This window comes from Pirellulaceae bacterium, assembly GCA_029243025.1.
Taxonomy (GTDB): Bacteria; Planctomycetota; Planctomycetia; order Pirellulales; family Pirellulaceae.
This window is the reverse complement of record JAQWSU010000022.1, coordinates 121,624-141,624: the sequence shown is the minus strand read 5'-3', so window position 1 is coordinate 141,624 and position 20,001 is coordinate 121,624. Positions and strand designations below refer to the sequence as shown.

Annotated in this window: 23 protein-coding genes; 8 read left to right on the top strand and 15 right to left on the bottom strand. The window is 53.5% G+C overall.

The features are described from left to right. Positions 1-291: 291 nt before the first annotated feature. The 12 genes from P8N76_10540 to P8N76_10485 all read right to left on the bottom strand — a co-directional run bounded on the left by P8N76_10540 (position 292) and on the right by P8N76_10485 (position 8,631). A complete protein-coding gene (locus P8N76_10540) occupies positions 292-1,227 on the bottom strand; it encodes a lactate/malate dehydrogenase family protein (GenBank protein MDG2382100.1) in 936 nt (311 codons plus the stop codon). Positions 1,228-1,238: 11 nt separating this feature from the next. After that, positions 1,239-2,102, bottom strand: coding sequence for a class II aldolase/adducin family protein (locus P8N76_10535; GenBank protein ID MDG2382099.1), 864 nt, complete (start codon positions 2,100-2,102; stop codon positions 1,239-1,241). Positions 2,103-2,153: 51 nt separating this feature from the next. Continuing rightward, positions 2,154-2,438, bottom strand: a complete 285-nt coding sequence (locus tag P8N76_10530) for a EutN/CcmL family microcompartment protein (protein MDG2382098.1) — start codon at positions 2,436-2,438, stop codon at positions 2,154-2,156. 14 nt (positions 2,439-2,452) lie between these two features. Further along, positions 2,453-3,076, bottom strand: coding sequence for a hypothetical protein (locus P8N76_10525; GenBank protein MDG2382097.1), 624 nt, complete (start codon positions 3,074-3,076; stop codon positions 2,453-2,455). An 11-nt stretch (positions 3,077-3,087) separates the two neighbouring features. After that, positions 3,088-3,357 (bottom strand): EutN/CcmL family microcompartment protein, encoded by a 270-nt coding sequence (locus tag P8N76_10520; protein ID MDG2382096.1) that lies wholly within the window; start codon positions 3,355-3,357, stop codon positions 3,088-3,090. Between the two features lie 5 nt (positions 3,358-3,362). Further along, a complete protein-coding gene (locus P8N76_10515) occupies positions 3,363-4,802 on the bottom strand; it encodes an aldehyde dehydrogenase EutE (protein MDG2382095.1) in 1,440 nt (479 codons plus the stop codon). 80 nt (positions 4,803-4,882) lie between these two features. After that, positions 4,883-5,197, bottom strand: coding sequence for a EutN/CcmL family microcompartment protein (locus P8N76_10510; GenBank protein ID MDG2382094.1), 315 nt, complete (start codon positions 5,195-5,197; stop codon positions 4,883-4,885). Between the two features lie 4 nt (positions 5,198-5,201). Then, complete coding sequence (locus P8N76_10505) at positions 5,202-6,389, bottom strand: acetate/propionate family kinase (protein MDG2382093.1); 1,188 nt, start codon at positions 6,387-6,389, stop codon at positions 5,202-5,204. A gap of 66 nt (positions 6,390-6,455) precedes the next feature. Beyond that, on the bottom strand, positions 6,456-6,725 hold the full coding sequence (locus tag P8N76_10500; protein MDG2382092.1) for a BMC domain-containing protein: 270 nt from the start codon (positions 6,723-6,725) through the stop codon (positions 6,456-6,458). Between the two features lie 38 nt (positions 6,726-6,763). Continuing rightward, positions 6,764-7,060, bottom strand: a complete 297-nt coding sequence (locus P8N76_10495; GenBank protein ID MDG2382091.1) for a BMC domain-containing protein — start codon at positions 7,058-7,060, stop codon at positions 6,764-6,766. A gap of 74 nt (positions 7,061-7,134) precedes the next feature. Continuing rightward, positions 7,135-7,845 carry a phosphate propanoyltransferase gene (locus tag P8N76_10490; GenBank protein MDG2382090.1) on the bottom strand — a complete coding sequence of 237 codons (711 nt, stop codon included), beginning with the start codon at positions 7,843-7,845 and terminating at the stop codon, positions 7,135-7,137. Positions 7,846-7,857: 12 nt separating this feature from the next. Beyond that, the gene (locus P8N76_10485; protein MDG2382089.1) at positions 7,858-8,631 is read right to left on the bottom strand and encodes a DeoR/GlpR family DNA-binding transcription regulator; all 774 of its coding nucleotides are present in this window, start codon (positions 8,629-8,631) and stop codon (positions 7,858-7,860) included. A gap of 228 nt (positions 8,632-8,859) precedes the next feature. Between P8N76_10485 and P8N76_10480 the strand changes: the two genes are divergently transcribed. From P8N76_10480 to P8N76_10445, 8 genes are all read left to right on the top strand, one after another. Then, on the top strand, positions 8,860-9,390 hold the full coding sequence (locus P8N76_10480) for a GNAT family N-acetyltransferase (GenBank protein ID MDG2382088.1): 531 nt from the start codon (positions 8,860-8,862) through the stop codon (positions 9,388-9,390). Between the two features lie 83 nt (positions 9,391-9,473). Continuing rightward, a complete protein-coding gene (locus P8N76_10475) occupies positions 9,474-10,463 on the top strand; it encodes an NAD-dependent epimerase/dehydratase family protein (protein ID MDG2382087.1) in 990 nt (329 codons plus the stop codon). 33 nt (positions 10,464-10,496) lie between these two features. Next, a complete protein-coding gene (locus P8N76_10470) occupies positions 10,497-11,756 on the top strand; it encodes a beta-ketoacyl-[acyl-carrier-protein] synthase family protein (GenBank protein ID MDG2382086.1) in 1,260 nt (419 codons plus the stop codon). A gap of 29 nt (positions 11,757-11,785) precedes the next feature. Next, complete coding sequence (locus P8N76_10465; protein ID MDG2382085.1) at positions 11,786-12,043, top strand: acyl carrier protein; 258 nt, start codon at positions 11,786-11,788, stop codon at positions 12,041-12,043. Positions 12,044-12,152: 109 nt separating this feature from the next. Further along, the gene (locus tag P8N76_10460; protein ID MDG2382084.1) at positions 12,153-13,547 is read left to right on the top strand and encodes an NAD(P)/FAD-dependent oxidoreductase; all 1,395 of its coding nucleotides are present in this window, start codon (positions 12,153-12,155) and stop codon (positions 13,545-13,547) included. Between the two features lie 33 nt (positions 13,548-13,580). Continuing rightward, positions 13,581-15,041, top strand: a complete 1,461-nt coding sequence (locus P8N76_10455; GenBank protein MDG2382083.1) for an NAD(P)/FAD-dependent oxidoreductase — start codon at positions 13,581-13,583, stop codon at positions 15,039-15,041. Continuing rightward, a complete protein-coding gene (locus P8N76_10450) occupies positions 15,014-15,466 on the top strand; it encodes a beta-hydroxyacyl-ACP dehydratase (GenBank protein ID MDG2382082.1) in 453 nt (150 codons plus the stop codon). The genes P8N76_10455 and P8N76_10450 overlap by 28 nt, the downstream gene beginning before the upstream one ends. 114 nt (positions 15,467-15,580) lie before the next feature. Further along, on the top strand, positions 15,581-16,387 hold the full coding sequence (locus P8N76_10445; protein ID MDG2382081.1) for an SDR family oxidoreductase: 807 nt from the start codon (positions 15,581-15,583) through the stop codon (positions 16,385-16,387). Between the two features lie 59 nt (positions 16,388-16,446). Here the strand turns inward: P8N76_10445 and P8N76_10440 are convergent, their stop codons facing one another. The 3 genes from P8N76_10440 to P8N76_10430 are packed head-to-tail and all read right to left on the bottom strand — an operon-like array spanning position 16,447 to position 19,722. Further along, positions 16,447-17,487 carry a zinc-dependent alcohol dehydrogenase family protein gene (locus P8N76_10440; protein ID MDG2382080.1) on the bottom strand — a complete coding sequence of 347 codons (1,041 nt, stop codon included), beginning with the start codon at positions 17,485-17,487 and terminating at the stop codon, positions 16,447-16,449. 27 nt (positions 17,488-17,514) lie between these two features. Further along, complete coding sequence (locus tag P8N76_10435; protein MDG2382079.1) at positions 17,515-18,465, bottom strand: glycine cleavage T C-terminal barrel domain-containing protein; 951 nt, start codon at positions 18,463-18,465, stop codon at positions 17,515-17,517. A 30-nt stretch (positions 18,466-18,495) separates the two neighbouring features. Then, the gene (locus P8N76_10430) at positions 18,496-19,722 is read right to left on the bottom strand and encodes a lactate racemase domain-containing protein (protein MDG2382078.1); all 1,227 of its coding nucleotides are present in this window, start codon (positions 19,720-19,722) and stop codon (positions 18,496-18,498) included. Between the last annotated feature and the right edge of the window lie 279 nt (positions 19,723-20,001).

The following is a 20,001-nucleotide window of genomic DNA, read 5'->3' as shown; positions in this document are numbered from 1 at the left end:
GCCAAAATGTTTTCCATTTTTAGCGCCACAAATGATCGTTTTTCAGAGCGCAGTTAAGAAATGTGGCGATATCGTCCTCGACGCACCTTGTTCCATCTTAAACCACGGGTTCCATCTTAAACCACGGAGCGTCATCCCGAGTCAGATTCATTCCGAAGGATTCAAGGCAAGAAGCGAGAGTCTATCCACTCTCGATCGGTCAACAGTCGACAAGCTCCTCAACCTTTGTTGTTATGGATGCTTGCCGACGGGGCTCATTCAGCCGGTCACGACAGGACCAGAAAAGGGCGATCAGCCAACTCGTTGCAGCACGGTACCAAGCGTCTGCCGAAGTACGTTACCGCTGTTGCGAAGTCCTTGCATCTCCTTTGGCCACAGTTCAATTTCGTGACGCGCGATGGCACCGGAACGTCCAACCACAGTGGGAACAGATAACGCCACATCACGTATTCCGTAGCAACCGGCTTGAACCGTGGACACCGGTAGCATTTGCTGACTGTCGAGAGCGATTGATTCGATCACGTCACGGATGGCGATGCCAACCGCAAAACCGGCACCTCCTTTGCGTTTAATCACTTCGGCACCGGATCCCTTGGTGCGTTTAAATAATTCATTCGCCAAATTTGGGGTCCAACCCGGCATCTTATCCAAAGGCAAACCGGCCACGGTCGCACTTGACCAAATCGGTACCATACTGTCACCATGCTCGCCGAGAATAAGGGCGGACATCTGAGTCGGTGGCAATTGGAGTTGCTGCGAAATCAGGCTACGAAAACGAATAGTATCGAGCTGGGTACCAAGTCCGATGACTTGCTCAGCCGGCAAGCCTAAGCGATGAGCCGCAAGATAAGTCAAGATATCAACTGGGTTCGATACCACGTGCACAATCACGCCCTGTTTCGTGCCGACGCGTTTGATCTCATCCAAAATCTTCACAAAAAGGTCGACGTTTCGATTGATCAAGTCGAGTCGACTTTCATCCGGCTTCCGTCGCAATCCAGCGGTAATGCAAATCACATCGGAGTCGGGGATATGCTCATAGCCCCCCGATGCGATAATTTGATCGGCCGTACTGGGTGCACCATGCAACAGATCGAGAGCTTGACCGGCTGCTAATTCAGTGTTCACGTCTAACAAGGCGATTTCACGCACGACACCGCCACATTGAAGAGCGTACGCGGCACAAGATCCAACCAGACCGCCAGCTCCGATAATACTAACTTTCATTGCGTCAATTCCTACCTTCGGGACAGTTCGGCCATCACACGTTCAGTAATCGCTTGCACGAGCGCCTCTTGATCCGCCGTCGCGGGCGTCGCGTTGGCGGGCGTCGCGTTGGCGGGCATCGCAGGTGGGGCCTCGAAAGCGGATCGTCTTACGCCAGCTTCTGACCAGCTTTCACGAAAAATATCATTTGCACAAATATCGCAGTCTTCGTATTTCGACGTATTCCGTGGATCACTGAAGCCCCATTTTTGTTTAAGGTCCAACAATTCTTTTTCTTGATCCTGAGAAAAATAACTCACGCGGCCCAAGTTTTTGGAGAGCATCAAAATGCGGCAGTAAGCATCCAGAATCTCTGTCCACCAGTAAGCACGCTCTACATTTTCACCGAAGCTCACCGTGCCATGGTTAGCAAGAATGATCACATTGGTCTTGTCAACGAAGGGCAGGATCGTGTCGGCAAACGCCTGCCCGCCGGGCGTCTCATACTTGGTAATGGGAACATCGCCCAAAAACACCTCGACCTCAGGTAATACGCATTGAGGAATGGGCTCTCGAGCAACGGCAAAAGCAGTTGCATGGGGTGGGTGACAATGGACAACACTTTTGACGTCTTCCCGCTGACGATAAATCTCGAGATGCAGGAGAGCTTCGCTGGAACGTTTTTTTCGACCAGCGATTTGCTTGCCTTGCATGTCTACCGTCGCAATGTCATCTGGCTTAAGAAATCCTTTGGAGTGCATCGTCGGTGTACAAAGCACTTCGTTCTCGCCAATGCGGACGGTGATATTGCCGTCGTTCGCAGCGGCGAAGCCTTTGTCATAGATTCGGCGACCGATCTCACAGATGTCTTGTTTTATTTTGTGGGCGTTAACCATGTTGCTTGATTCCTATCTGGATTTCGATGGCGGATCGCGCGAAGGCGATCGTTATAATTCAAGGTTTATTTCGTCGAGGATGCCAGCGTTATAAGCGTCGATGGGCATCATTTCTGGGTGGAATGGCTGGGCGGCTTCGCCACCTTCGCTCAACATAATCCGGTCTCCAATCCCGGCTCCCAAATCATCGAAGACAACAAGCGGTTCTGCATTCGGTGGGTCACTCGAGCTCAAGTCCGCCTGCGACAAGGGAACTGCCAGCTTAAATCGATACCCCCGCAACGTTGGCAAGGTCTGATTCAATGTGACCGTTCCGATGACTTGAGCAATTCGCATGATTCAATCTCGCTTTAGGAATTTGCCAGGAGCGCAAAACGACGGGCAAACTCCACAATCTCTGCTTCTGCATGTCTTCTTGAATTGACGATCATCAGGCGAATCGGTGTTTGCCCGCAAGCTTCATCAATAGAGATCAAATCGGCGGCAATGACCGCCTTTACACCTTGTTGACTGGCACAGCACAAACGCTCGGCCCAACGTGGCGAACTCACAAAAGCGATTGCTTGCGGTGACTGTTTCAACGAACGCAGCAGGGATTCCCAATCGGATGCAACCTGCCATGGGCGTTGTTCTCTGCGGAGCTGTGCACCCAGAGCCACCGTTTTTTCATGAGCTCCGTCAACGAGCAGATAACCGACTTGCGGCGACTGCTTACTCGGCAACGGGTTTCTCAGCAACTGGACCGATTCATCTTTCAATAAATCACGTACCAGCGGTGTTACAATCGCATCGGCCCGCACACGCAGACGAGCTACTCCTTGCAAACGCCCTTGCAACAGCGCGGAAGTGACCACACGATCGTCAACAACCAGCACGGACTGATCTTCAGCCTGAGCGACCGGCGAATCGGCATTTTGCAACCGACGCACAACCTCGCTTACGATCTGATCGAGTTTGGCCGAATTCAATTCCATAGTTTCCCTATCTACCTTGCTAAACCGTCGTCAATTCCCACTACGGTCCAGCGGACGGGCGTGCGATCAGCTTGCAACGATTCGCGAGCATTCGCACCATCACTGGTAATCATGACCAATTCACCGATCCCAGCACCCACTCCATCAATTGCAACTTGGGGATCGCCATCCGGCGATTTCCCATCGGCCATACAGGGTTGTACGACCAACAGCTTCTGACCATTCATCGATGCGTGCTTGACCGTTGACACGGCAGTTCCAATCACTCGTCCGTACAACATCAAATCTATTCCGGTTGGCCTAGAACACACAGCTCGTCAATCATTGAGCAGCGTCGTTCACGAGTAAAGGTCAGGGGCGTCGTCACACCTTCTCCGGTCGGAGTTGCAATCGAAAAAGAGATGTAGCCTTCGCCGCCAATTCCCAGCGCGGAAAAAGACGGACCGTTCTTGACATACAAGGTGGTATCCATGACTCGACCCATCCGCGTCATATTGCGTACGTTGGTCGAATGAATAATTGCCGTGTGACCGAAGCCATGTTCATACTGCTTCGCCTTGTCAATCGCCTCATGGGCATCACGACAACGAACAAAGGGAACAAAAGGCATCATCTGCTCGACAGGGACAAAGGGGTTCGTTTCATCCGTTTCGCCAAATAGCAACTCCGTCTCAGTCGGAACCTTACGCCCCGCCCCTTCGGCCAGGACACGCGGATCCTGTCCGAGAAATTCCTTGGCTGCCACATCATGCCGTTTCTCGCCCTCACCAACTTGAGTGATGGCAACCGAAGTCAGACGATCAATTTCCTGACCCGTCAGTCGAACGGCTCCCGCTCGCTCCATCGCGACCATCAATTGATCGAACACAGAAGCGACCACAAAAACTTCTTTCTCCGCAATGCAGAGCAGGTTATTGTCATAGGCGGCACCTGCAATGATGGAGCGGGCCGCTCGATCCAGATCAGCCGTCTCATCGACCACGACCGGAGGATTACCGGGCCCGGCAACCACAGCCCGCTTACCAGAATTCAAAGCGGCCCGGGCAACGGCCGGGCCGCCCGTAACACAAATCATGGCAATATCGCGGTGGTGAAAGATCTGGTCAGCAGATTCGAGCGTGGGTTCGGCAATCACACAAATTAGGTTATCGATTCCCAAGTCTTTATAAATTGCTTCGTTGAATCGTCGCACGCCTTCCGCCGCAACCTTTCGCCCGCTTGGATGAGGGTTAACGACAAGCGTGTTCCCACCCGCGATCATACTGATCGCGTTTCCTGTAATCGTCGGCAGTGAGTGAGTCACCGGAGTAATCGCACCGATGACTCCGAAGGGAGCGTGTTCGATGACTGCCAGTCCATGATCACCACTAAACACTTCGCTACGCATAAACTCGACGCCTGGCGTGCGTGTCCCCAACGTCTGCAACTTAGCGATCTTATGATCGAGTCGACCAATCTTTGTTTCATTCATTTCCATCGTGCCCAACTCGACAGACTGATCGATTGAGATGCGACGGATGTGGTCAATGATCGTCTTTCGATCCTCACGCGTACGCTCTGACAGTTGCTCGAAGGCCGCACGAGCTGCGGTGACGGCCTCATCCACGCAGGTAAACACTCCATGCCGCCCGCTGAAACTTGTCTGCGTTGGAGGCAGTCCTCCACCACCGACTTCGGCTAAGACTTGACTGACAACGTTGCGAATCAATTGCTCGTTCACTTGCATAACGGTTTCTCATATATCCGAATTGAACACCGAATCGGGATTGGGTTGGTGTTGGTGTTGGTGTTGGTTAATGACTTCGACTAGTCGTCCTCGCGAGAATAAACACTGAGTTGATCAACATGCACTTGATCGACAATTCCAACGACGACCGTATCGATCGGCATATTTTTTGTTTCCGGAGTCAAGCGCGCACTTGAGCCCTGCGTAATTAACACAAACTCCCCCTCGCCTGCTCCCAGCGTGTCGACCGCAACAAAGGTTCTACCAGTTGTCGTCAACGCCTTCCTTTGCTTGGATTCCAAACGATAGGGTTCGACAATCAACAACTTGAAACCCACCATGGAATCGACTTTTTGAGTCGCAACTAACGATCCGGTCACTTTGGCAACAAACATGAAACTAACCTCGTATCAGTTGCTGCGTCTGACGGGCAACAATCAATTCTTCGTTCGTAGGAAGCACCCAAATCTGAGCGGAACTCGCCGGGGTCTGCAGCGACGTTTCACCGTCGACCAGCTTGTTTTTCGACTCATCCAACTCAAGTCCTAAACTCGCCAAATCGCGACACACCTGGCGACGAACCTGTGTTCCGTTTTCACCGATGCCTCCGGTAAACACCAACAGGTCCACTCCCCCCAGTTCAACCAGTAAACCGCCCAGATGTCGTCGTATTTCGGCGATATAGACATCCAGTGCCAACTGCGAGTTTTCATCACCGTCGGCCGCGGCTTGCTCCAGGTCGCGAATGTCGCCGCTGACGCCATCACTGAGGCCAAGTAAGCCACTCTCGCAAGCCAACGCATGCAAGGTTTCATCCAGAGACTTGCCCGTATGTTGCATAATTAAAGGCAACGCAAAGGGATCAAAGTCACCCACGCGATTGTTTTGTGGCAATCCCGTCTGAGGACTCAAGCCCATCGTCGTGGCGACACTCTTCCCATTGCGAATGGCACACAAACTGCTAGAGCCTCCCAAATGGCAAGAGATCACACGTTGATCGGTTTGTCCTGTGATTTCCGCGGCACGCGTCGCGATGTAACAATGACTGGCCCCGTGAAAACCAAAGCGCTTAATCTGAAGATTCTCTGACCATTGCTTGGGAATCGCATAGTAACGATGGCTTGGTGAAACGGTTTGATGGAAACCTGTTTCGAAGGCAGCAACCAGGGGAATCTCAGGCAACCGCTCTCCCAATAGTCGCATTGCTGCGATGTAGGGCGGGTTGTGAGCCGGCGCCACTTGATTCATTTCCGCCATCGCTGCTAAGACATCGTCGTTAACCCGCTGCACGCCGCTAACTCGCCCGCCGTGAACCGCCTTGAATCCGATGGCGGCGACTTCGGACGCATCCCCCAAGCAACCGTGCTCCGCGTCGGTCAACTGCGATAAGCATTGCCTAACCGCCAACGCATGATCAGGAATCGAAGCCGTCAGCTCCTCCGTATGCTCACCAATCTGCACAAAGCAGTGGCTCTCGGCTGAGCCAATTCGCTCAACCCCGCCACGTGCCAGTTGCCGCTCATCCGACATGTCGAACAAACGGTATTTAAAGCTCGTGGATCCGAGATTCGCTACCAAGATCTTCATGATCGCTCCATCACCAACAACGCGTTCTGCAGAGCCCTCACCAGACGAGTCTCTGCAACCGGTTGACTAACCCAGGTACGCTTCCATCAGGCCTTCCGCAGGACGAGGAAGTACGTGGCTGCCCGCCAGCTCACCCACTTGCGAGGCCGCCTGAGCACCGGCTTCCACTGCAGCACGAACACTGCCCACATCACCACTGACGACCGTCGTTACCAGACCACCGCCAATCGATACGCGTTTGACAATCTGCACGTTGGCTGCCTTGGCCATCGCATCAGTAGCCTCAACCAGACCGACCAAACCTTTTGTCTCAATTAATCCAATTGCATTTTGCATAACTACAATTCCTCGTTTGCGTCTCAATGAAAACTTATTTACTTGCCCGTCTTGACCGGCGGCGGCAAAACAATGTTCAGATCTTCGTGGGGCCTTGGAATGACCTGGACGCTGACAACTTCACCAATGCGGCCAGCCGCATTGGCGCCCGCGTCCGTCGCTGCCTTCACTGCTGCCACATCGCCGGTCACAAAAGCGGTTACCAGCCCGCTGCCAACCTTATCCCAGCCAACAAAGTTGACATTCGCCGCTTTCATCATCGCGTCAGTGGCTTCGATCAAGGTGACGAAGCCCTTCGTTTCGATCATGCCTAAGGCTTCAAGTGTTTTGGCCATCGTTTCATTTTCTCCCAACAGTTTTTGAGCGAGCGAAGCCCGCCGAAAGATAAAAGTCGAACATAAAGATCGACTCAAGGTTTATGACAATCACACGGTTCCTGCTTGAGTAACTCAACTTTGCTGGCCGAATCGAGGAAGCAAGCATTCCCCTCATCCGTATCAAGGTGCACCTCCAGCTTGATATTCTCTCCGGCACGAACAATCACATCTTCCATCACTAGCGAGCATCCATTGGACTCAACTCGCAGTTTCATCGCCTCGCCGTTTTCAACGTTGTATTGAGCGAGATGCTGAAAATTCATATGAACGTGCCGAGCAGCTCGAATTACGCCTTGCTCCAATTCCACCACGCCCTGCGGACCGACCAGCACACAACCGGGCGTCCCCTGCACGTCACCACTGATACGAACGGGTGCAGCAATCCCAAGTGAAATGGCATCGGTAAACGCCAGCTCCACTTGACTGTCGGGACGGGTTGGTCCAAGCACGCGCACATTTGGCAGCATGCGACGTCGAGGACCGACCAACATGACCGTCTCTTCGGCTGCAAAAAACCCGTCTTGATATAAAGACTTACTCGGCGTCAATGTCGCACCCGGACCAAAAAGAGCTTCGACATGTGCATCGGTGAGGTGGCAGTGCCGCGCAGAAATACTGACTACCAATTCGTCGGCAACAGGGCCAGCAACAGGGGCCGATGTGGCCGTGTCACCGGCGAATACGATCTGCCGTACAATGCGTTCAATCGCATCTCGATCCATTGTTCCATTCGCTGCTGACATACCTGTATACTCCTAGCCGTTGTCCGTCGTACCCGCGACCGACAGATTCACACCAGCGGCGCAAATTCTGCTACGCCAATCTTGAACGAGATCCGCATCTGCAATCAGCGTGTCGATATCTGAAAGCTGACACATCAACGCCAAGCTCTGATGTCCAAATTTTGTACTGTCCGCCAACACAATCACTTCATCTGCAACACTCATCATCGCCTGCTCAGTCTCGACCAATAACAAGTTGCTATTGAAGCAACCTCGCTCGTTGATTCCCGCCACACTGAGAAACGCTCGACGAACACTTAATTCCTTCACCATCCGATTCGCATAGGGGCCCAAACAAACACCCGTCCGCTGATGCACGTAGCCACCGATCAAAATCAAATCGTTGGCGCCCCCCGAACTGAACAAAGTGGCAACCGGCAACGAATTGGTCACAATTTGCAAATTGCGGCCAATCAATCGTTGGGCAAACTCGTAGGTCGTACTGCCACCATCAAGGAGTATGGTGTCCCCGTCTTCGACCAACTCGGCCGCCCGCTGAGCGATCTGCTTCTTGCGATCCCATTCCATCTGCTGCCGCTGATCAAAGTGCGGCAACTTGGGGGTCGGCCCCGTATAAAACACGCCGCCGTGCGTCCGCTTGGCCGAACCGGTTTCCTCCAAATAGTCCAAATCTCGTCGAATCGTGGAGGACGAGACCTGCATTTCACTGGTCAACTCGGGCAGTGAGGCAAATCCACGCTGCCGCACCAAATCAAGAAGCCGGCTTCGACGCTCTTCCGTCAGCATAAAATCGATCCATTGACTGGTTTCATTCAAACAACTTAGCGATAAACGGCGATTATGGCCGATAACGAGACTACTTTCAATCACAAAAGACCAGATCCGGCATTCTAGTGCTTAATTATGTCATAAAACAAGCCCGGAAATGAAAGTTTTCATTCATCCAGCCATCAATTGATCAGACCGGGGCGGCCGACTGACGTTCGCACCGATTGCCGGGTAGGATCAAAGGCCATGAAATGGCCCAAATCCGAACCAGACAACCGCTCGCCGGTCGTCCGGCTGTTGAAAAAAGTCCACACGACCGCCGCATCAAGCGAAAAGTTGGCCAAGCCGCTGGAACCGCTGCAACTCGTGCGAAGGCCGATCGAACCGGACTTGCCGGCCTGGCTCCAACTCCAAAATCGGGCATTTGAGCGGGCAGCAAGCCGGGGTTGGCAGCTGGCTGATTTTCGTCGCGAGCTACAAACGCGCCCCTGGTTCGCCAATTCCTGCTCGTTTTTTGCCACTGACGGCCCGACGCTTGTCGGGGCGATCACGCTGGAGTTGCCGCGGATTGACACCCATGCTGGCCGACTTCACTGGCTGGCGGTCGCCCCGACGCACCAACGACGCGGCATCGGGCGGTTGCTTGTGCTGGCCTGCGAGCGAGAATGCGGACAACGGGCGGTTGGCCAAATGGAGATTGAAACGTTACGTGCTTGGCGAGCGGCGATGGGCTTCTACGCTGCCATGGGCTTTGCCCCGACGTCAGACGGCGATTGAGGACTTGCGTTTCTCGAGCGACTGAAGGTTTTCTCGAGCGACTGAAGGTTACAGAGAGCGGGAACGACGGGAACCACAAAACGATGCGGGCGTTAGTCACCGGTGCCGGGGGATTCTTGGGCCGCTACATCGCGGAGCAATTACAGCAGCGGGGCGACCAAGTCCGTGTGCTCGCTCGAGGGAACTACCCCGAACTGGCCGCCGCCGGCATGGATTGCATCTCGGCGGACATTCGAGATCCGGATGCGGTCGAGCAAGCGTGCGAGGGCATCGACGCCGTTTTTCATACGGCGGCCATCGCAGGAATCTGGGGCAAGTGGAACGACTATTATGAAATTAACACGCTGGGCACCCAACATGTGATCGCCGCTTGTCATTCCCAAAACGTTCCAAAGTTAATCTACACCAGTAGTCCGAGCGTCACTTTTGACGGCAGCGACCAAATCAACCAGGATGAGACGGCCGCCTATCCCGATAGCTGGCTCTGCCATTATCCACACGCCAAAGCGTTGGCAGAAAAAGCCGTCTTGGCTGCCTGTAGCGATCAACTCTACAGCTGTGCTTTGCGTCCACACCTCATTTGGGGGCCACGTGACAGCCACTTAGTGCCGCGACTGATCGAGCGGGCGAAATCGGGAAAACTTCGACAGGTCGGCGATGGCCAAAATTTAATTGACATGGTCTACGTCGAAAATGCGGCCGAGGCCCACCTCCAGGCTTGCGATGCGCTGGGCAAAGGCTCGCCGGTGAACGGACGCGCCTACTTCATCAGCCAGGGAGAGCCTGTCAATTGCTGGGACTGGATCAACGATCTCCTCAAGCTCGCGGGACAATCGCACATCAAGCGAAAGATTTCATTCACCACCGCTTGGCAACTGGGGACGATATTGGAAGCAATCCACCGAGGGCTGCGGCTCGAGCAGGAACCCCGCATGACCCGCTTCCTGGCATCCCAGTTAGCGTGTTCCCACCACTTTAACATTCAGCGCGCGCGCGACGACTTTGGATATTCGCCCCGTATTTCAACCGCGGAGGGAATGCGGCGTCTTGCCAACTCGTGGGTGAATGGGTAGCCTCAAGAGTTTACAGAAACGCAAGGATCGCAGATGATTGCTTCGACGTCGACGGTTGACCTGCCTGAGGATCAACGCATCGTGATCACAGGCATCGGCTTGACCTCCCCCAACGGGAACGACCTGAAAACTTTTCGGGAGAACCTGCTGGAGGGGCGTAGTGGCGTGAGCCCTTATGAGATTCGTTATGTCGGCAAGACGCTGGCGGGCGTCTGCGATTTCGACACTCGACGATACCAGAGCCGCAAGGACTCCCGTCGAGGGACGCGTGCCGGCTCCGTGGGTATTTACAGCACGCGTGAAGCGATTGCTGACAGCGGTCTCGACTGGGAAAACGTCGATAAGGCAGGCGTAGGCATCTACGTCGGTGTGACCGAGCACGGTAGCGTGGAAACGGAAAACGAGATTTTCGAACTCAAGGGATACGATTACGATACGGCCTTTTGGTCGCATCACCATAATCCACGGACGGTTGCCAACAATCCGGCCGGGGAAGTGGCGTTAAACACAGGTGTAAACGGCCCGCACTACACGATCGGAGCGGCATGTGCGGCGGGCAACGCAGGACTAATTCAAGGTGCGCAAATGTTACGGCTTGGCGAATGCGATGTCGCTTTGGCCGGAGGCGTTTCCGAAAGCATTCACACCTTCGGGATCTTTGCCAGCTTCAAGAGTCAAGGCGCGTTGGCAGAGCACGACGATCCCACGAAAGCTTCCCGCCCCTTTGACACCAATCGCACGGGCATCGTGGTCGCGGAAGGCGGCTGCATGTATGTCTTGGAGCGTTTGAGTGATGCGAAGCGAAGGCGAGCAAAAATCTATGGTGAATTGGCGGGCTACGCAATCAACACAGACGCGACCGATTTCGTGCTGCCGAACAGTGACCGCCAAGCGGAGTGTGTGGAGTTGGCCTTGAAGCGAGCGGGCTTGTCGGCAAATCAGATCGACATCGTCAGCACGCACGCAACAGGTACTTCCAGCGGCGATTCCCAAGAGTGCGCAGCCTTGCGACGTGCCTTCGGAGGCTGCGATTCAGTTCAATTCAATAATACAAAAAGTTTCATCGGCCACTGCATGGGCGCCGCGGGCGCCTTAGAACTGGCGGGTAATTTAGTGTCGTTTGACGACGGAGTCTGTCACGCAACGATCAATGTCGAAGAACTTGATCCAGAATGCGAGCTGCCCGGTTTGGTTGCAAATCAACCGCGCGAATTGAAAAAGGTCGAATATATCCTCAACAATTCGTTTGGCATGCTGGGCATCAATTCGGTTGTCATCATCAAAAGGTTTTAATCAGTTCATCAACGGGAGTAAGTGAACGAATGACACCCAACGAAATCCGCGGCGTGATCCTCGACATCCTCGAGAATATCGCACCGGATGAAGACTTAAGTGATTTGAAAGACGATGTTGCCTTTCGCGATCAGCTGGAATTAGACAGCATGGACTTCCTCGATATCGTGATGGAATTGCGCAAGCGTTATCGGATTCAGATTCCGGAAGAGGACTATCCGGAACTGGCCAGCATGCAGAGCACTTGCACTTACTTGGAACCATTAATGAAGGATGTCGCCGTCTAGCTATCCACCTTGCCTTCAGCTGCAATCTCGCGAGCGCGCCTGCTCAAAGTTTTGCCACGACTACACTCGGTGCCCCCTCAACCGTTAGCGCTCGCCAGATCCTCTTGAGATGTACGATACGATCATCATCGGTGCAGGAATGTCCGGTCTCGCGGCCGGCATTCGCCTTGCCTACTTCGACCAGAAGGTTTTGATTCTGGAACGCCATTACACGATTGGCGGACTGAATTCCTTCTATCGATTGCGCGGCCGTGACTACGACGTCGGCTTGCACGCGATTACCAACTTCACGCCGAAAGGAACCAAGAAGGGTCCTTTTGCGCGACTATTAAGGCAGTTGCGATTTCGCTGGGAAGATTTTGCGTTGTCTCCACAGATTGGTTCAACGATCGCATTTCCGGACGCGAAACTCGACTTCGGCAACGACCTCGAGTTACTTAAATCGGAGATTTCGTCGCGATTCCCTGATCAAATCGATGGTTTTGAGCGAGTTGTGGGCAGAATTGTCGACTACGACGATCTCTCAGCCAACGAATACGAGTTATCGGCAAGAGAGATCTTGGCGGAAGAGATCAGCGAACCTCTACTCATCGAAATGCTGCTCTGCCCGCTGATGTGGTACGGCAATGCGCGTGAAAACGACATGGACTTCGGGCAATTTTGCATTATGTTCCGTAGCATTTTCATGGAAGGTTTTGCGAGGCCACTGGCAGGCGTCCGTCTGATTCTCAAAAACTTGGTCAAACGCTACCGCGAACTGGGGGGCGAACTCCGGTTACGCGCCGGCGTGGACCACATTCACATCGAGGACGGTCGAACCACCGGCGTGGTGCTCGATGATGGCACCGAAATCGAGGGAAAACGAATCCTCTCATCAGCCGGCTGGGTCGAGACGATGCGCATGTGCGACGATGTCGACCGCGTAAGCACAGCGGACGCCGGCCAACTTTCTTTTGTCGAATCCATTTCGGTCCTGGACAGGAAGCCCGTCGAAGTGGGATATAACCGCACCATCGTGTTTTACAACGACTCAGAAAAGTTCCATTGGCAGAAACCGATTGACGAACTGTGCGACGTCCGCACGGGGGTCATCTGCTCCCCCAACAATTTCCTTTACGACTCCGACGATGAAGAAAAACGTTTGCCGGACGGAGTCATCCGCATCACGACGATCGCGAATTTCGATCGATGGGCAGCCTTGTCAGAGGAACAATACCGGCTAGAAAAGCTCAGGTGGTACGACCGGGCGATCGCATCCGCTGTTCGCTTCGTGCCGGATTTTCGCGGGCACGTCATTGACACCGACACTTTTACGCCCGCCACGATCCGCCGTTTCACTTGGCACGACAACGGCGCCGTTTACGGCGCTCCTACCAAGCAGCTAGACGGCACAACTGACATCGAAAACTTGTATGTGTGCGGGACAGATCAGGGCTTTGTCGGTATCATAGGGTCGATCATCAGTGGAATCTCAATCGCGAATCAGCACTGCTTGCGAAGTTAATTTTCATTTCCAAGCTTCGGGACCAAAACGAGTATGGCAAGGGATTTTCTGAAAGGCACGAAAGATTCGTACGATGTCGTGGTCATCGGCAGCGGTTTAGCCGGACTGACTGCGGCCAATGTTTTGGCGCGCGCCGGACGATCTGTTCTGCTACTCGAGCAACATTACAAATTGGGCGGAATGGCCACTTGGTTCAAGCGACCGAGTGGACACATCTTTGACATTTCGTTGCATGGATTTCCCTACGGCATGATCAAGAGCTGCCGTCGTTATTGGACCAGGGAAATCGCAGATTCAATTGTCCAACTGAAGAACATTCGATTCGACAATCCGATGTTCTCGCTGACGACTTCTTTCAACCGAGAGGATTTCACTCGGCTACTGACTGAGCATTTCAAGATCGAAGCGGCGAACGTAAATGGTTTCTTCGATACGGCTCGCGGCATGAACTTCTACGACGACCAGGGCACAACAACCCGGCAACTGTTCGATCGTTTTTTCCCCGGTCGAGAAGATGTAATTCGGCTGTTGATGGAACCGATTACTTACGCCAACGGTTCGACTCTGGAAGATCCTGCCATCACTTATGGAATTGTTTTCTCAAACTTCATGTCCAAAGGTGTTTTCACCTTCGAGGGTGGGACGGACAAGCTAGTCAAACACATGCAGGCCGAGATGTTGAACAACGGCGTCGACATTCGCATCCGTAGTGATGTGGGAAAAATCGTCGTCGACCGGGGCAAAGTAACCGGCGTTCAGGTGAATGGAAAAACAATCAAAACGTCCGCTGTCGTCTCCAATGCAAACCTAAAATCAACGATCTTTCAACTAGTCGGAAAAGACCATCTGGACAAGAAATTCGTCGAAGACGCTCAAGAAGTCAGACTCAACAACAGCAGTACGCAAGTCTACATGGCGTTGAAGGAAGACGAACGAGTGGAGGAGTCAACTGGCGATCTGTTGTTCAGTTCCAAAGCACCCCTGTTCCGCACGGATCTGTTACTGAGCCGCGACATCACCAGTCGCACTTATTCGTTTTACTATCCTCGTACTCGTCCCGAGGGTCGACCGCGTTGCTTGATCGTTTCCAGCACGAACGCCAACTTTGAAGATTGGAACGCGTTGAATAAGGAAGACTACCAGGCAAGCAAGACCGATCTGGCCGAATCAACCCTTGATGATCTTGATCGCTACGTACCGAACATTCGTGAGCGGGTGGACCACGTTGAAGTCGCAACGCCCAAAACGTTTCAGCACTACACGAAACACCTGCAGGGCTCCAGCTTCGGCACGAAATTCGAAGGCTTGGCTGTCAGCAGATCACTCCCCGAACAAGTGGGCGGCCTTTTTCACGCTGGCAGCGTAGGAATCATCATGTCGGGCTGGTTAGGCGCGATAAATTATGGAGTCATCGTCGCCAACGATGTTGACGCTCTGCTCATGAAAACCTCAACGAAATCAGGCTCATGTCTCCAGACAGCCCCCGCGCCATGAATCAGCAACAGATCGAGGCGATGATCCCTCACCGGCCGCCGATGCTGTTAATCGATGAAGTCGTACAACAATCCGACAACCGAATCGTTTGCCAAAAGACGTTCCGAGCCGAAGAGTTTTTTTTCCAAGGACATTACCCCAACTATCCTCTCGTGCCGGGGATCATTCTTTGTGAAGCAAGCATGCAAGCCGGGGCAATCCTCCTCGCGCAAGCCCCAGGGGAAGGCGTCCCCGTCGCCACTCGCATGAACGATGTTCGCTTTCGAAAAATGGTTCGACCAGGCGACCAAGTTCAAATCGAGGTAGAGCTTATCGAAAAGGTCTCAAATGCCTTCTTCATGAAAGCCAAGATGATGCGAGGCAAGGAAACGGTACTGAGATTCGAATTTGCCTGCGCTCTGGCAGCTCCACAAGATGTCTCTTGAACCCCAACCGCTCAGCCCGAGGGTTTTGCGGGCAAAGGTCTGAACTCAAGGGTCTGAACTCAAAGGTCTGAACTCAAGGGTCTGAACTCAAGGGCACAACCTCAAGGGCACCTCATGGATTTCCTACAGCTTGAAGACAAAACGATCGTTATCTTTGGTGTCGCGAATCGAAAAAGCGTCGCTTATCATGTCGGCAAGTGCGTCGCAGCGGCTGGCGCGAATGTCGTTTACGTGGTTCGTTCCGAGCAACGGCGCGAAGCGGTTTCAAAGCTCTTCCCGGAATCCGATATCTATGTCTGCGATGTCGAGTCCGAGCAGCAAATTGCCGCGGTAAAAACTCAGATTGAACAGCAGCATCCACAGGTTGACGGTCTCCTGCATTCCATCGCATTCGCCGACTACTCCGGCGGCATGAAACCATTCCACGAAACGGGAAAAGCACAGTTCCTTCGTACGATTGACGTTTCCTGCTACTCACTGATTGCAATTGCCAATGCATTTAAGGACCTATTCAGCCAGGATGCTTCGGTCGTCACCGTCTCGATTTCAACAACTCGGATGGCGAGCGAAAACTACGGTTTCATGGCACCCGTCAAAGCAGCTCTGGATTCATCGCTCGCATTCTTGGCGAAGTCATTTAGTCAGTTTTCGCAAGTGCGTTTTAACGCAGTCGCCCCCGGACTGCTCAAGACCAGTGCCTCAGCAGGGATCCCGGGATACGTAGACGCCTACCTGTTTGCCGAACAAGTAATCCCACGTGGCAAGGCCGTGCAAACCGGCGAGGCGGCAAACACGGCCGCATTCCTACTCAGCCCCCGATCGAGTGGCATCAATGCCCAACAAATCGTGGTGGACGCCGGCATGTCGATCAACTACTTTGACGCGTCGATTGTTCAGCGGGTGATGGATGCCAATAAGTAGGTTTTCGAACAACCTTGTTCCGGTCGTAAAACGAAGCTGCGGTCCGACACAAAACAACGTCAATCCGACTGCGTCAATTCAATGACGGTGATCCCGTGGTGCTGATTTCGTCCCATGCGGGGCAGCAGTCGGGGAAGATCATCGAGGCGGGCTTTTTCCGCAATCAATCGCTCGGGGTGAAGTTTCCCGCACGCAATCATCTCGAGCAATGGTCCGTATGCTTGGGCAGACATTCCGTGACTTCCTAACAGCTCAAGCTCTTTCGCGATCACTTGATCCAAAGACAATGACACTTCCGCTCCAGCCAACAAACCCACCTGGACATGCCGGCCACGTTTGCGCAGAGCGGCAATCGCTTGGCAGCAAATATCCGCACGGCCCAAGGCATCGATTGTCACGGAAACACCAGCCGGCACCAGGTCGCGAATCGCATCGACAGGATCCTCGTTGGCGGGGTCAATCATGTAATCCGCCCCGAATTGGGCAGCCATTTGCAAAGCAGACGGTTGGACATCGATCCCAATGACCTTCGCTCCCAAGCTCTTCGCGATCATCACCGCCGAGAGTCCAACCCCACCACAGCCGAATATAGCAATCCATTGGTCAGGTTGAAGCCGTCCTTGATCAACGACGGCACGGAAGGCCGTCACCATTCGGCAGCCCAAACTGGCCGCCGCGTCAAAGGCCAATTCCTCTGGGAGTTGAACAAGATTTAGATCAGCGTGAGGAATCGCAACATATTCTGCGAACGCCCCCCAGGCTGTGAAACCCGGTTGAAAATAGTGATCACAAATCTGCAGGTCACCTTGTAGACAGGTCTCACAGGCACCACATCCGACGCAAAACGGCACCGTGACACGATCACCGACCCGCCATCGTGTCACCTCAGGCCCAACCTCTGCAACCCGGCCGGCAAATTCATGTCCCGGCACATGCGGCAGCTGAATATCCGGATCGTGTCCCATCCAACCATGCCAATCACTCCGGCAAAGACCGCTGGCAGCAACAGAAATCACAACACCGTCGGCGGGCGGTGTTGGATCCAGCACGTCACAAACTTGCAATGGTTGTTGAAATTGTTCGAAGACGATCGCGCGCACCAATCAACTCCTTCGGACCATCGATTGTCAATTGACTGGCAGTGCCACGACGGAAGCGGTTATTTCGCCCACGTTGAGAGCTTGCCGCAAGGCGGAGCATCGGAGCACGGTCAATGCGATCGGTGCTTGAAGTCGAGGAGAAAACGTCGCGGAAGTGACACGACCGACAGCCTGTCCATCGCTTACGATTTCCGTACCTTCGGACGGCACCACCGAACCGGCCAGTTGAATCAACGTCAGGATCTGATTAACGTGACCCAAGGCATCTAACCTAGCAACCGTTTCCTGTCCGAGATAACAACCTTTCTGAAAGCTGATTGCTTCTTCATCTCGAGCTACTTCTTGCGGCAAATTCGCCTCACCGATGTCGACGGGAAACCAGGGGTAACCTGTTTCCAAACGCACGACATGAAAACTGTCGAGATCGCATTCGTGGGCGCCTGCCTTTAAGAGACACCCCCACAACGTTTCGGCATCCAGGCGAGCAGTCCCAATCAGGAAAGTGCTTGCTGACAACCATGGTACCCGACGTATCCAACCGTCAACACGATCAACTTGGACTGCCTGATGAGCGCCCTGAGTCGCAGGTATTTCAGCGACGTATAACTCCGCCAAGACTTGTTCGGCTTGCGGCCCGCTCAACAAATATTCGCACCACTCGGACGACCGATCATAAAGCTGAACATCCTCGTTGATCAGATAACGATCGAAGTGCGCCATCAGCAGATCGCCCTGCCCTGCTGCTGTTTCCAAGATCAGTGAAGTCGGTGTACAGAAGACGATTCCATGAGCGAGTACTTTTCCACGTACCGTTGTGATGAACACTTCACAACCATCTCCGGAATTCAATTTATTGATGTCATTGGTGCATAGATTGTGCAGAAATGCGCTTCGATCTTCCCCGCTGAACTCAATTTGAGTCCGATCGCAGAAATCCACCAGACCGGATTCTTTTGTCAGTGCATCATATCCGTTCATCAAAGCTTCCTTGGATCTGGGATTATTCACTTATTCTTCTTCCGACTCGACAATCGGAACGGCTTGGTGTGCGTTCTGCAACAAGATACAAGAATCATAGTGGGAAGCGAGTCGAATCAGCTCCTCGGGACAAGAAACGTAGGCGACTCCCAACGACTCGACAACGTCTTCCTCCAATTGGCTTAACATGTAGACACGCGCTCGTTGGAGCGTTCGAACGAGCTGGGTTGCGGTCAATGCATCGTAACTCCGATCATTCTGGACGGCGTGATTTGCCGAGTCTAACGATTCAGCTCCCGCGAGGCGTTTGAGCGCGGGGCCGGGCTTGGCACTAAGATCGCAACAAACGGCAATTGCTCCGTCATCGCGAACTACTCGTAGTGCCGCATCGAGAACTCGAGCAAAATTAGACCAAGACTGTTGCTCACGCCCCCCCGGCAGAGTCGCCACCACCAGACTAGCTCGCTCGGGAACATGGACTCCCCAAACTTTCCCACATCGTTCTCGACCAATTTGATCAATGACCGTCGCATCCCCAGATAATACCTCCACAAGCTGGTCACCGACTCCCGGTACGACTTGAATCGTCATCCGGACCCCTAGCATCCAACTCGCTTCCTTCGCTTCCTCCTGACGACGCGAAAGTTCCACATCCGCCAATGATGATTCCGGCGCATTGAAGCGGCGTTGTGTTTCATCGTCAGCAAAAGTCGGAAACAACATCCCATGCACGCCCAGATATCCAAGCGAACCCGAGGCTTTGATCACCCCCAGTGGCAAGACGACGTCGGCGTCTACGATTTGACGATTCACATAGACAGGTTGATCCTCGTGTACGGAATGCCCCAGCAAGCTCAAGCATTCTCGATCTGATGAATCGTGAACGACCACTTCGATCCGATCCCGAATCGGAGCGGGTAAATCGCGAGTAGGATTTGCACGTGACAAGCGAGCATCTACAGCACTACGAACAATGCGAATCGCATCCGCCTCAATACCTGCAGACAACAACTCATTGACCACCCCCGCCACCACAGCCGCCACTTGGGGCAATCCCTCGCCAATGGCCAGTGTCACCTGATCACCCGGCACTATCGTTTGGTTGAGGGGCGGAAATCCGTGAGGATTTTGAAGCGATTCGAGTACCGCCGCCTTCGCATCATCCACCGCCTCTCCCGCCGGCGCTCCATATTGGCTCACGCCGATCTCATCCGGCAATGAGAACTCCGAATCGATTCCAAATTCATAGGTAGACATGGCTTCCACTCACCCATCGATAAAACAGCGAACCGGTAGGATTCCAATCGCGCAAACGCACAGCCTAAGAGCAGGTGCAAACTCGGTCAATGAGTGTCTGAGCGCTGGTAGACAAAGAGCCTTAGGAGGATGCACCCCCTCGCTTGCGGAACCGGTATGGTGAGTCAGCATCAATTTGCCGATAATTCGTCGGTACTTGGCTTCCGTAATCGCTGCTGGAGGCTCGATCTCGCAAAGAATTCTTGATCAATTTTTCGTCTCCGACTCATTTTCGTTTGA